Source organism: Kitasatospora sp. SC0581, assembly GCF_048159585.1.
Lineage (GTDB): Bacteria > Actinomycetota > Actinomycetes > Streptomycetales > Streptomycetaceae > Kitasatospora.
On the sequence record NZ_JBLRWA010000002.1, the window covers coordinates 660,398 to 672,900 of the forward strand.

At 73.0% G+C, this 12,503-nt stretch carries 12 protein-coding genes; 7 read left to right on the forward strand and 5 right to left on the reverse strand.

The features are described from left to right. Window positions 1-4: 4 nt before the first annotated feature. Both ACLWS4_RS06140 and ACLWS4_RS06145 read right to left on the reverse strand, forming a co-directional pair. Entirely contained in the window at window positions 5-1,855 is a 1,851-nt protein-coding gene (locus ACLWS4_RS06140) for a CocE/NonD family hydrolase (RefSeq protein ID WP_416873541.1), read from the reverse strand. A gap of 194 nt (window positions 1,856-2,049) precedes the next feature. After that, window positions 2,050-3,009, reverse strand: a complete 960-nt coding sequence (locus tag ACLWS4_RS06145; RefSeq protein WP_416873542.1) for a hydrolase — start codon at window positions 3,007-3,009, stop codon at window positions 2,050-2,052. 302 nt (window positions 3,010-3,311) lie between these two features. Here ACLWS4_RS06145 and ACLWS4_RS06150 point away from each other — a divergent pair, with 302 nt between their 5' ends. Beyond that, window positions 3,312-4,472, forward strand: coding sequence for a HoxN/HupN/NixA family nickel/cobalt transporter (locus ACLWS4_RS06150; RefSeq protein WP_416873543.1), 1,161 nt, complete (start codon window positions 3,312-3,314; stop codon window positions 4,470-4,472). A 125-nt stretch (window positions 4,473-4,597) separates the two neighbouring features. Here the strand turns inward: ACLWS4_RS06150 and ACLWS4_RS06155 are convergent, their stop codons facing one another. After that, the gene (locus tag ACLWS4_RS06155; RefSeq protein ID WP_380743580.1) at window positions 4,598-5,536 is read right to left on the reverse strand and encodes an SGNH/GDSL hydrolase family protein; all 939 of its coding nucleotides are present in this window, start codon (window positions 5,534-5,536) and stop codon (window positions 4,598-4,600) included. 368 nt (window positions 5,537-5,904) lie between these two features. Between ACLWS4_RS06155 and ACLWS4_RS06160 the strand changes: the two genes are divergently transcribed. From ACLWS4_RS06160 to ACLWS4_RS06170, 3 genes are all read left to right on the forward strand, one after another. Then, window positions 5,905-7,560 carry an FAD-binding dehydrogenase gene (locus ACLWS4_RS06160; RefSeq protein ID WP_416873544.1) on the forward strand — a complete coding sequence of 552 codons (1,656 nt, stop codon included), beginning with the start codon at window positions 5,905-5,907 and terminating at the stop codon, window positions 7,558-7,560. A 170-nt stretch (window positions 7,561-7,730) separates the two neighbouring features. Continuing rightward, window positions 7,731-8,012, forward strand: coding sequence for a hypothetical protein (locus tag ACLWS4_RS06165; RefSeq protein WP_074002209.1), 282 nt, complete (start codon window positions 7,731-7,733; stop codon window positions 8,010-8,012). Further along, window positions 8,009-8,299 carry a hypothetical protein gene (locus tag ACLWS4_RS06170; protein WP_049652761.1) on the forward strand — a complete coding sequence of 97 codons (291 nt, stop codon included), beginning with the start codon at window positions 8,009-8,011 and terminating at the stop codon, window positions 8,297-8,299. Before ACLWS4_RS06165 ends, ACLWS4_RS06170 begins: the two co-directional genes overlap by 4 nt. Window positions 8,300-8,403: 104 nt before the next feature. Here ACLWS4_RS06170 and lepB read toward each other — a convergent pair whose 3' ends face one another. Further along, complete coding sequence (gene lepB, locus ACLWS4_RS06175) at window positions 8,404-9,030, reverse strand: signal peptidase I (RefSeq protein ID WP_416873545.1); 627 nt, start codon at window positions 9,028-9,030, stop codon at window positions 8,404-8,406. A gap of 192 nt (window positions 9,031-9,222) precedes the next feature. On the opposite strand from lepB, the gene ACLWS4_RS06180 reads away from it, so the two are divergent. The 3 genes from ACLWS4_RS06180 (at window position 9,223) to ACLWS4_RS06190 (ending at window position 11,951) form a co-directional block, all read left to right on the forward strand. After that, complete coding sequence (locus tag ACLWS4_RS06180; RefSeq protein ID WP_049652764.1) at window positions 9,223-9,639, forward strand: hypothetical protein; 417 nt, start codon at window positions 9,223-9,225, stop codon at window positions 9,637-9,639. Window positions 9,640-9,826: 187 nt separating this feature from the next. Next, window positions 9,827-10,081, forward strand: a complete 255-nt coding sequence (locus ACLWS4_RS06185) for a hypothetical protein (RefSeq protein WP_049652766.1) — start codon at window positions 9,827-9,829, stop codon at window positions 10,079-10,081. A 202-nt stretch (window positions 10,082-10,283) separates the two neighbouring features. Continuing rightward, window positions 10,284-11,951 (forward strand): purple acid phosphatase family protein, encoded by a 1,668-nt coding sequence (locus tag ACLWS4_RS06190; RefSeq protein WP_079272061.1) that lies wholly within the window; start codon window positions 10,284-10,286, stop codon window positions 11,949-11,951. Window positions 11,952-12,054: 103 nt separating this feature from the next. On the opposite strand, the gene ACLWS4_RS06195 is transcribed toward ACLWS4_RS06190, so the two are convergent. Next, window positions 12,055-12,387 (reverse strand): YnfA family protein, encoded by a 333-nt coding sequence (locus tag ACLWS4_RS06195; RefSeq protein WP_380663970.1) that lies wholly within the window; start codon window positions 12,385-12,387, stop codon window positions 12,055-12,057. Window positions 12,388-12,503: the final 116 nt, after the last annotated feature.

The window sequence follows — 12,503 nt, forward strand, 5'->3', positions numbered from 1 at the left end:
TTGATCAGCTCTCCCGGGGCACCCGGTGCTGCCACTCCCGGGCGAACACCTCCGATCCGCCCTCCAGTGCCCGCAGTTGGACGATGCTGAGGAAGTGCCCGGCGTCGCAGCGCAGTTGGGTGCGGGTCTGGACGGTGACGTCCCAGCCGATGTCGGGGCGCTCCAGGCGGACGGTGTGGTCGGTGCGGGCCTGGGCGCTGAGAGGGGCGCCGGTGAGCACGCGGTAGGCGGTGACGGTGTGTTCGTCGCGGACCAGGCCGTCGGGGTGGGTGCGGGTGCCGTCGGTGGCGGGGGAGAACTCGGCGCGCCACTCGTGGCGGCCGATGTCGTGCACGGTGAGGTGCTCGGGCCGGGCGGTGAGCGGTTCGGTGAGGTGGACGGCGAGCGGTTCGGGCAGTATCGGGGGTTCGAAGGTGACGGGCCGGGTGCCGACGTCGGCGGCGAGGTGGCGCACCGGCAGGCTGAGGGTGGAGCGGGACGGGTCGACGCCGTACCCGGTGTCCTCGGCCGGGGGCCACACCCAGGGCCAGTAGACGGAGGAGAGGGCGAGCCGCAGCCGGTGCCCGGCCGGGATGGTCGAGGCGCAGGCCGCGAGTTCGACCTCGGCGTCCGGGCCCCCGGCGGCGAGGACGCCCCGGGTGACCAGGTCCGAGGTGCCGTCCGGGCCGACCGCGCACAGCCGGACGGCCACCTGGGCGGGCGCGTCGTCCTCGCGCAGCCGCAGCCGTACGGTCGGGGTGCCGAGCAGTTCGACCGGTTCGGGCAGCGGCTGGGAGTCGAAACAGACCGAGCGGCCGTCCTCCTCCCGCTGGTCGGGCGGCTGGTCGGCGGGGCGGCCGTGCGGGACGTAGGCGCCGGCGTTGAGGCCGGTGTGCTGCGGGGAGCGGACCCGGACGTACCGCTCGTCGGAGGCGGTGCCGGCGGTGCGCAGCGGCCCGTCCAGGCCGTAGTGGATCGCGCGGACGTCGGGGGAGGGCCAGGCCTCGTCGCCGGTCCAGCGGGTGGTGAGCCAGCTGCGCAGGGCGGGTTCCTGGAGGGCGTCGGTGTCGACGCCGCGCAGCCAGTGGTCCCACCAGCGCAGGGTGTCGGGCAGGGCGGCCTCGGGCAGGCCGTGCGGCCAGGGGCCGATCAGGGCGCGCGCGGTGGGGGACTCGGCGAGCAGCCGCAGCACGAAGGAGCAGGACGGGTCGCCCCAGCCGGCCACCGCGAGGGTGGGCACGGACACCGGGACGGTGCTCTCGCCGGCCGCGAGCCAGTCGTCGACGGGCGGGTTCAGGGACTCCAGCCGGGCCAGCCAGGCGGCCCGCCAGGCGTCGCCGACGTACCGCGGGTCGGGCGGCAGGGCGGCGTCGGCGACCAGGGCGGTGAGCCGGGTCTGCAGGTCGGCGGCGAGCACGGCGCCGCCGGTCCGGTGCCCGCCCTCGGGGCAGGCGGTGACCACGGCGCCGACGGTCTCGGGGGTCCGGGCGGCGAGCCGCAGCGCGGTGGTGCCGGCCGCGCCGACGCCGAGCAGGCCGAGCCGGCCGTTGCACCAGGGGCGGCGGGCGAGCCAGTGGACCACGGCGGCGCCGTCGGCCAGCTCCTGTTCGCCGCCGGGTTCGCCGGGGACGCCCTCGGAGTTGCCGTGCCCGCGGGTGTCGACCCGGACGGCGGTGTAGCCGTGGCCCGCGTACCAGGGGTGGCGGCGGGCGTCCTCGGCGGCGGTCCGGTCGGTGAGGCGGCCGCCGGAGTACTCCAGCAGGGCGGGGCCGGGCTCGTCTCCGACCGGGCGCCACAGCCGGGCGGCCAGCCGCGTGCCGTCGGGCAGCGGGACGCGCAGGTCCTCGCGGGTGGTGTGGAAGGGGTAGGACGGCATCGGCCGCTCCCGTCGGTCCCGGGCCGGTGGAGCACCGGCGGGCCCGCGGCGCGTACGGACGGGGTGCCGCTCCGTACGAGCGCGCCGCGGGCGTCGGTACTCCGACAGTAGGGGAGGGAGCGGCCCTTTTCCTGGCGAGCAGCCCTGGCGGGGGCACCCCGGGGCCGAGCCGCCCTGACCCGGGGCGCGGCCGGTCAGGCCTTGCTGAGCCAGGCGGTGGCGTTGAGGGCGAGGGCGGCGTCGGTGCCCGCCGGGTCGTCCCAGCCGTTGTACAGGGTGTTGCCGGACTGGCCGCTGCCGTCGTCGATCGGGGAGCTGTCGCCCCAGACCGCGACCCGGCCGGAGCCGAAGGTGCTGGTGACGAAGAAGGCGCCGGTGTTGCCGCTGTAGCCGGTCCGGTAGACCAGGCCCTTGACGTTCGGGTTGTCGGCGGGCTTGAGGGTGAAGGTGGTGCCGTTGCGCAGGATCGAGCCGGTGACGGTGCCGAAGGGGCCGTGCAGCACCGGGTCGGTCGCGTCGTTGACCGCGCGCGGGTTGTCGGTGGTGATGTTGAGCAGGTCGACCGAGAAGCCGAAGGGGTCGTTGTTGTTCACCCCGTTGCTGGTCAGCAGGTCGTTGATGATCTTAGGGGAGTCCCAGCCGTCGTTGTTGCGGTCGCTGTTGACGTGGTCGGAGACCAGGAAGAGCCCGCCGCCGTTCTGGACGAACTTCATGATCGCGGTCTTCTCGCTCGCGCTGAACCGGATGTTGGGCTCCGGGATCACGAAGGTGTCGAAGTTGGCGAGGTCGAGCGCGGCGCCGGTGCCGTAGCTGATGGTGGAGCCGGCCGGGAGGGTCTTCAGGCTGTACTGGCCGGTCTTCTGGAGGGCGACGCCCCAGGCGGAGAGGGCGCCGGTCCAGCTCTTCTCGGTGCTGGGGTTGGCGTTCTGGGCCAGCGGGTCGGGCTGGCTGGTGCTGATGATCCAGTCGGCGTTGCCCGCGGTCTCGGCCTTGCTGTTGTCGAACAGCACCCGGTGCGGGGTGGCGCCGGCCGCGGCGGCCCGGGTGGTGGGGGCGGTGGGGCCCGGCGCGGCGGTGGCGACGGGGGTGGTGAGACCGGCCGCGAGCAGCGCCGCACCGGCCAGGGCCGCGGCGGTTCGAATATGGATCGTCATGAGCCGTTCCTCCGTGGGGAGTTGAGGGGTCGGCGCTCAGGTTTTCGCGCGTAGAACGGGAGTATCCGCGCGTAGAGCGCACGGTGAAAGCCCCAGGAGGTTACGAAGCCTTGTACGGGTGGTGACGATCTCCGGGGGTCGGTCGGAAGTCGGGGGAAGCCGGGGGGAAGCGGTGTGAAAGCGGGGCGGAAACGGTGCGGAAGCGGGGGGAGACGAATCCGTAATTGCGCATGACTTGCAACTGCGCGCGTCAAGGCGGAAAGATGGCCCAGCTTCGACCGCCCGACCGAAAGGACACGACGATGACCGCCCCCCGCTGGCGCGACCGGCTCACCCGTGAGGAGTGGATCCGCCTGGCCGGAATGGGCGGATTCATCCTCGCGCTGCACGTCGTCGGCTGGTTCACCCTGCTCGCGCTGGTCGAGCCCGAGCACTACACCGTCGGCGGCCAGGTGTTCGGCGCGGGCATGGGCCTGACCGCCTACACCCTCGGCATGCGGCACGCCTTCGACGCCGACCACATCGCCGCCATCGACAACACCACCCGCAAGCTGATGGGCCAGGGCAAGCGGCCGCTGTCGGTCGGCTTCTGGTTCTCGCTCGGGCACTCCTCGATCGTCTTCGGCCTCTGCGCGCTGCTGGCCTTCGGCATCCGCTCGCTGGCCGGCCAGGTGGAGTCCGACGACTCGACGCTGCACGAGATGACCGGCCTGATCGGCGTCACCGTCTCCGGCACCTTCCTGCTGCTGCTCGGCCTGATCAACCTGGGCGCCTTCAACGGCATCCTCAAGGTCTTCCGCCGGATGCGCCTGGGCGACTACGACGAGGCGGAGCTGGAGCGCCAGCTGGAGCGGCGCGGGCTGATGAACCGCATCCTCGGCAAGGTCACCAGGGCCGTCACCAAGCCCTGGCACATGTATCCGGTGGGCCTGCTGTTCGGCCTGGGCTTCGACACCGCCACCGAGGTGTCCCTGCTGGTGCTGGCGGGCGGCGCGGCGGCCTTCTCGCTGCCCTGGTACGCGCTGCTCACCCTGCCGATCCTGTTCGCGGCCGGGATGAGCCTGCTGGACACCATCGACGGCTCGTTCATGAACTTCGCGTACGAGTGGGCCTTCTCCAAGCCGGTCCGCAAGATCTACTACAACCTGACCGTCACCGGGCTGTCGGTGCTCGTCGCGCTGGTGATCGGCTCGATCGAGCTGATCGGCCTGCTCGGCGAGAAGCTGGACATCACCAGCGGCCCGATCGCCTGGATCGGCGGGCTGGACCTCAACTTCGTCGGTTACGCGATCGTCGGACTGTTCGTGCTCACCTGGGCCGCGGCGATCGCCTACTGGAAGCTCGGCAACGTCGAGGAGAAGTGGTCGGCCGGGCTGGCCGCCGCGTCGGCCACCGGCTCCGGCTCGGCCTCCGGCTCGGCCTCCGGCTCGGCCTCCGGCTCCGCCTCCGCGAAGTCCGAGTAGCGCGCGCACGAGAACCGAGGGGCCGGTGACCGGGGTCTGGTCACCGGCCCCTCGGGCTTTTCCGACGGCACCGCTTCCGCGCCGCCCCGGTACCGCTCCGGCGCCGCGACGGCACCGCCCCGCCGCTACTTCAGCGCGGCCAGCACCGCCTGCGCCATCACCTGCTCGCCGGTCGCGTTCGGGTGGAACGGCACGGCGGGCGAGCCGGGCAGCGCGCCCTCGATCCAGCGGTCGTCCGAGCAGACGTCGTGCCCGAGGGTCGGCGTCGCGGTGTCCACGTAGGTCGCGCCGTTCGCGGCCGCGGTGGACTTCAGGGCGGCGTTCAGCTTGTCGAGCACCCCGTGCATGTACTCGACGTCGCCCGGGGTGACGGGCTGGCGCAGCACGCAGGTCGAGCCGTCGGCGGGCAGGACGGACGGGTAGCCGACCAGCAGCACCCGGGCCCCGGGCGCCTTGGTGTGGATGCGCTTGAGGGTGTCGGTCAGCTGCGGGGTGATGGTGGTGCGGATCCGCTCGGCGAGGTCGTCGGTGCCGTACTGCCAGGACATGGTGCTCCAGTCCCAGTGGCCGTGGTGGTAGACGTCCTTGCAGGGCGTGCCGAACGGGTTGACGACGGCGCCGGCGATGCAGGTGGCGACCAGTTCGCCGAGGCCGAGGTCGCTGGCGGCGAGGTCGTTGCCGCCGATCCCGAGGGTGACCAGGTCGGTGTCGGCGGTGACCGCGTCCAGCTGCGGGTCGTTGACCCGGATGAAGGCGTCGTACTGGGGCTGCGTCATCGCCTTGATCTTGGCCGCGGCGCAGGTGACGTCGGTGTACCGGCCGGCCTTGAGGGCGCCGGCGACCAGGTGGCCGTAGTTGCGGTCGGAGCGCAGGCACAGGCCGGCCGACTGGCCCGGCACTCCGGCGCCGGCGGCGTAGGAGTCGCCGAGCGCCACGTAGTGCCTGGGCGCCTGGGTGGCGGCCTGGGCGGTGGTGGAGGTGAGCGCGAGCGCGGCGCCGAGGGCGACGGCGGCGAGGGCGGTGGAATTCCGGAGGTGCCGGGATTTCCGGGCAGGACGGAGCACGGTTCCTCCTGGGGGAGAGAAACGACGGGTGGGGGTTCGTGCGGAGCCGGACTACGGCTACTCGCAGGTAAGTTACTGCCGTGTTTCCCGGACGTCCATGGTTCGCGCGGAAATCGCCGACATTCCGTCAGATGTGGTCGAACGGTGTCGAACGGCATTTCGCATTTCGCTCCACCGGGTATCGCTCGGCAATCACGCGGGTATCGCCCGGCCGTCGACGGCAATTCCGAAACGGCGTGGAGCGGAATTCACGCCGGCGGTTGTTACCCGCCGGTTGACCGGACGTCACCGCAGGCCGCAGTATCGGGCGCACAGCGACGGCGCGTCCCGGGCGCGCCGCCACCGCGAGCCGCCACGGAGGACTGCGCATGGCCCTGGACGCCGACGTCATCGTCATCGGGGCGGGCCTCGCGGGCCTCGCCGCCACCGCCGAACTCGCCGACGCCGGACGGAAGGTGATCCTGCTCGACCAGGAGCCCGCGGCCTCCCTCGGCGGCCAGGCGCACTGGTCCTTCGGCGGGCTCTTCCTGGTCGACTCGCCCGAGCAGCGCCGGATGCGGATCCGCGACTCGCACGCCCTCGCCCGGCAGGACTGGTTCGGCACGGCCGGCTTCGACCGCCCCGAGGACGCCTGGCCGCGCCGCTGGGCCGAGGCGTACGTGGACTTCGCGGCGGGCGAGAAGCGCTCCTGGCTGCACGGCATGGGCGTGCGGTTCTTCCCGGTGGTCGGCTGGGCCGAGCGCGGCGGTCAACTCGCCGACGGGCCGGGCAACTCGGTGCCGCGCTTCCACATCACCTGGGGCACCGGACCGGGACTGCTGGCGCCCTTCGTCCGGCGGGTCCGCGCGGCCGCCGCCCGCGGCCTGGTGGACCTGCGCTTCCGGCACCGGGTCACCGGGCTGTCCGCCACCGCGGGCGCCGTCGACACCGTCACCGGCGAGGTGCTGGTGCCCAGCCCGGCGGGCCGGGGCGAGGCCAGCTCGCGCGAGGTGGCCGGAAGCTTCGAACTGCGCGCCCAGGCCGTGATCGTCACCTCCGGCGGCATCGGCGGCAACCACGACCTGGTCCGCAAGGCCTGGCCGGCCCGGCTCGGCACCCCGCCCGCCAGGCTGCTCTCCGGGGTGCCCGCGCACGTGGACGGACTGATGCTGGACGTCGTCGGCCGGGCCGGCGGCAGCCTGATCAACGGCGACCGGATGTGGCACTACACCGAGGGCATCGAGAACTGGGACCCGATCTGGGCCCGGCACGGCATCCGCATCCTGCCCGGCCCGTCCTCGCTCTGGCTGGACGCCCGCGGCCGGCGGCTGCCCGTCCCGCTGTTCCCCGGCTTCGACACCCTCGGAACGCTCGAACACATCATGACCACCGGGTACGAGTACACCTGGTTCGTGCTCAACCAGCGCATCGTCGAGAAGGAGTTCACCCTCTCCGGCTCCGAGCAGAACCCCGACCTGACCGGGAAGTCGGTGCGCGGCGTGCTCGGACGCGCGCTGCCCGGCGCCCCCGGCCCGGTCCAGGGACACCTGCGGCACGGACGGGACTTCGTGGTCGCCGGGAACCTCGCCGACCTCGCCCGGGGCATGAACGCCAGGACCGCCGAGCCGCTGATCGACCCGGACGAACTGCGCCGCACCGTCGAGGACCGCGACCGGCAGCTGGCCAACCCCTTCGCCAAGGACCTCCAGGTCACCGCCATCCACGGCGCCCGCCGCCACCTCGGCGACCGGCTCATCCGCACCGCCGCCCCGCACCGCATCCTCGACCCGGGCGCCGCCCCGCTGATCGCCGTCCGGCTGAACATCCTGACCCGCAAGTCGCTGGGCGGCCTGGAGACCGACCTCTCCTCCCGGGTGCTGCGCCCCGACGGCGAGGTGCTGCCCGGGGTGTACGCGGCCGGCGAGGCCGCCGGGTTCGGCGGCGGGGGCGTGCACGGGTACCGCTCGCTGGAGGGCACCTTCCTGGGCGGCTGCCTGTTCTCGGGCCGCACGGCGGGCCGGGCGGCGGCGCGGGCGGTCGGGTAGCGGCGCCGGGGCCGTCGGGTAGCGGCGCCCCCCGGCCCCTGCTACCGGGCCTGCGGCAGGTCCCTCGGCCGGACAGGGGAGGGCCCCGGCGGTCGGAAGGCGGTACCGGACCGGCCCCTGGGGGAGGACACTGGTAGCGGTCCCGCCCGCACGAGACGTTCGGAGGAACGGTGAGCGCAGCACCCCTGCACGGTCACCACGACAGCCGCCAGCCCGTCCCCCGCACCCAGGACGGCGTGGCCGCGGCCCTGCCGCCCGCGCAGCGCATGGAGTTCTACCGGGAGATGGGCGAAGCCGACATCGAGACGATCGGCGGCGTACTGAAGCGGTGGTGGCTGCGGGCGGAGCTGTACCGCGACCCGGAGGGCGACCGGATCCACGCCGCCGTCCAGGCCGGCACCGCTCCCGGCGCCTCCGCTTCCGCGGTCCTGCGCCGGCTCGGGGCCCGGTGAGCGGCTACGACGAGTTCCCGGACGACGACGACCCGATCACCGTCTCCCCGGCCGTGGAGGAGTTCCTCGGCGACCCTGGCACGCCGGCCGACGTGTTCTCGGCGGTCGTGGCCTTCCTGGTCGACCTGCGGGAGGATCCGTTCCCCCGCCTGAGCATGCCGGTGCCCGGTCGGCCCGGGATGCACTCGGCCCCGCTGCGCCGGGACCTCGGGCTGGTGGAGTACGCGGTGAACGAGGACGCGGACCCGCCCCGGGTCTACGTCTCCCGTGTCCTGCGAGCGGACTGACCGGCCCGCCGTCGGCGAGACCGAGGGCCGGCCGGTCGGGAACCGGCGGTCAGGGCCTGGCTGCGTAGTGCTGGTCGACCGGGCGCCGACGGGTGGCGACGGCGTCAGAAGGTGGCCGGCGGCTCCAACCCCAGCGGCCGGGCGGCCCGGCCGCGGACGGCGAAGACGATCGCCGCGATCAGGCCTACGAGGGCCAGCAGCAGCCCGAGCGCGGCCACGACGAGCGCGCCGGCGAGCTTGCCGGGCAGGGCCTCGGAGTCGGCGCCGCTGTGCCACACCACCCGCTCGCCGACCTTGGCGAGGTCGACGGTGCCCTGCTGGTCGGCCAGGTTGATCCGGGAGTCGAAGGCGTCGCCGCGGATGTCTCCCATGAGGAAGGCCCGGCCCGGCGGGACGGTGACGTCGAAGTCGAGGTAGCAGGTGTGGACCTGCCGGGCCGGCGGCTCGTCGACCGGCTTCCCGTTGAGGCTGAACTGCCCGTTCACGCAGGCGATGCGGTCGCCGCCCAGGGCCATGGCCCGCTGGATGACGATGCCCTGCAGCGTCCAGGGGGAGTCGACGGCGTAGACCTCGCCGTGGCGCACGTCCGCGGGCTGGACCCGTTCGGTCCAGAGCCCGGTGCCCGACCGCAGCTCCGGCGACATCGTGTCGCCCGTCATGCGGTGGTAGCCGTAGCCGGAGCCGACCACGGCGAACCCGAGCACGGCGCACAGGACCCCGACCACTCCCACGGCCACCGATATCCATGTACCGCGGCGGCCCCTTCGCTTCGGCATCAGGCCGTCCTCCCCTTGTTGTTCGTGAGTCGTGTGGTGGCCCGTGGGCCGTGCGCATCCTAAGGGTCTGGGATGCCCGCTGGCCTGCGGGTACAGTGCGGGGGCCGGTGCGGAGCGCGCCGCCGACCACGAGGGGGAGCAGAGCCGATGAGCCGCCGAGAGCGCGACGGTGCCCGGGACCGCAAGCGGGGCGCCGGTGCCCCCGTGACCGTGACGGTCTGCCGGGGCTGCTGCTGCGGCACCGAGGCCAAGCACCCCGGGGTGGACCACGCGGGCCAGTACGAGCGGCTGCGGACGGCGGTGGGTTCGGCGGGCCGGGTCCGGGCGGTCAAGTGCCTGGACGTGTGCACCCAGTCGAACGTGGTGGTGGTCGGCCCCTCGGCGGAGGGCCGGGCGGCGGGCGGCCGGCCGGTCTGGCTGGGCTTCGTGCTGATGGACGACATGATCGACGAGATCGGCGCCTGGGTGCGCGCGGGCGGCCCGGGCCTGGCCGATCCGCCGGGGCTGCTGGACCTCCAGCTGATCTCGGTGTCCCGGCGGGTCCGCGAGGGCCTGCCGGAGTGAGGACGGGCCTGCCGGAGTGAGGTCGGGCCCCGGCTGAGGTCGGCCGTTGGTCCTACAGGATGATCGTCGGATCATGTCTACCCGGGCCGAACCCGGGTCGGTCCGGGTGCCTTCACCACTACCATGACCGGTGGTGTCGGGCCCTTCCGGACGGCGCCGAGCCGTTTCCGCGCGAGGGAGGAAGCCGATGACGACGGTCTGCCGCATCTGCGCGGGCACCGGCCGGACCGCCGGCCTCAGCTGCCGGACCTGCCAGGGCACCGGCACCACCGAGGTGGGCGGCGGGGGCGGCAACTGCTTCCTCTGCGACGGCACCGGGGTGTACGTGCGCTACCGGGTGGACGCGACCGGCGCCAAGCACGCCTACCGGGACGAGATCTGCCGCACCTGCGACGGCACCGGCAACCGGACCGCCACCCAGTGGGACGAGCGCTCCGGCTGACCAGGCCCGAACGCTGCCCGCGCTTCCGCCGACGCCCGCTCAGGCCACGGGGCGGATGGGGGCCATGATGCGGCGTCGGAACGGTGCGGACACGGCCTTTGCCAAACCATGGTCGAACATTGGCGTTCGAATGGGCGGTACGCTGCGACCCGTTCACCCGGCGTCCGTGCGCGATCAACGCGCCGCTGGAAGAGTCCCGCGCATGGATATCCCCAACATGGGCGTGCCGGCCAAGCTTGCCGACCGCATGAGCATGGCCGAGCAGCACGAGTACCTGCGGGCCCGCTTCTCCCGCCGCCGGATGCTGCGCGCCGGTGCCGTGACCGTGGGCGCCGTCGCCGTCGGTGGCGCGCTGGGCAGCGGCACGGCCTTCGCCGCCCCGGCCGGCCCGCAGCTGCTGACCGGTGGCACGACCAGCGGCATCGACGGCTCGCTGGTCGCGCCGATCGGCCGTCACCTCCAGTTCGGCCCGGAGCCGGACACCCAGTTCCGTATCTCCTGGCAGGTCCCGGCCCCGGTCAAGAAGCCGTTCCTGCGCTTCGGCAAGACCCCGTGGGAGCTGAGCCACAAGGTCCAGGCCGAGGTCCGCGCCCTGCACACCCCGGCGCTGACCCCGAACAGCCAGCCGGTGGACCAGTACTACCTGCACGTGGCGCTGGAGGACCTGCGCCCCGACACCACCTACTACTACGGTGTCGGCCACGAGGGCTTCGACCCGGCCGCGCAGCAGCAGATCTCCACCCTGCACACCTTCCGCACCGCGCCGTCCCGCGACCACCGCTGGGGCAAGGTGTACGAGCCGTTCACCTTCACCGCCTTCGGCGACCAAGGCGTCAGCGCGCACGCGGCCGGCAACGACCACATCATCAAGGCGCAGAACCCGGCCTTCCACCTGCACGCCGGCGACATCTGCTACGCCGACCCGGCCGGTTCCGGCACCGACCCGGACAAGTCCGTCTTCAACGCGAAGACCTGGGACGACTTCCTGGTGCAGACCGAGACGGTCGCCGCCGAGATCCCGTGGATGGTCGCGTACGGCAACCACGACATCGAGGCCTGGTACTCGCCGAACGGCTACGGCGGCGAGAACGCCCGCTTCTTCCTGCCGAACAACGGCCCGGACCCGCGCCAGGTGCCCGGCGTCTACACCTTCCGCTACAAGAACGTCGGCGTCATCTCGCTGGACGCCAACGACGTCTCCTACGAGATCCCGGCCAACCTGGGCATCTCGGCGAACAAGCAGACCAAGTGGCTGGAGCGCACCCTCAAGGACCTGCGCAACGACGAGACCATCGACTTCGTCGTGGTCTTCTTCCACCACTGCGCCTTCTCCACCACCGTCGCGCACGCCTCCGAGGGCGGTGTCCGCGAGGCCTGGGTGCCGCTGTTCGAGAAGTACCGGGTGGACCTGGTCATCAACGGCCACAACCACATCTACGAGCGCACCGACGCGATCCTCGGCAACAAGGTCTCGAAGCAGGTGCCGAGCGGCGCCACCATCGAGCCGGCCAAGGACGGCGTGGTCTACGTCACCGCGGGCGCGGCCGGCCGCAGCCTGTACAAGTTCGACGTGCCGGACACCTACGAGGGGCACGAGAACCACCAGGACGAGGTCAAGACCTACTACTGGAGCAAGGGCAAGGTGAAGACCCCCGAGACCATCCAGTGGTCGCGGGTGCGCTACACCGGCTACTCCTTCATCAAGGTCGACGTCACCCCGAAGCACCTGGGCCAGAAGTCGGTCATGAAGGTCACCGCGCTGGCCGAGGACGGCACGCAGATCGACAACTACACGATCCTGCGCACGGTCGGCGAGGGCTGGGACTCGGACCGGGACGACGACGGCCAGGGCGGCGGCTGGGGCTGGTAGTCCCCGCCGGTCGCGACGGTGCCCCGGCGAGGGTGACGGGGCCCGGCGGTCGTGACGGTGCCCCGGTGTCGGAGATCGGTCCGACACCGGGGCACCGGTGCGTTCAGCGCCGGGGGCCGTACATGATGACGGCGACCCCGGCCAGGCAGATCAGCGCGCCCAGCACGTCGTAGCGGGTCGGCCGGAAGCCGTCCACGGCCATGCCCCACAGCAGCGAGCCGGCCACGAACACCCCGCCGTACGCGGCCAGCACCCGGCCGAAGTGGCTGTCCGGCTGCAGGGCCGCGACGAAGCCGTACGCGCCGAGCACCACCACGCCCACCCCGGCCAGCCACCACGGCCGTTGCTCGCGCACGCTCTGCCAGACCAGCCAGCAGCCGCCGATCTCGGCGAGGGCGGCGAGGACGAACAGGGCGATGGAGCGCAGGACGGTCACGACCCAGAGCCTAGGGCCTGTCTTCAAACTCCCGTCGTCCGCCCGGAGGGTGGGCGGGGCGGCGTTGGGGTGCGTGCATCGCAAGGCGGAGGAGGGAGCCACTGCGGAGCATTGGC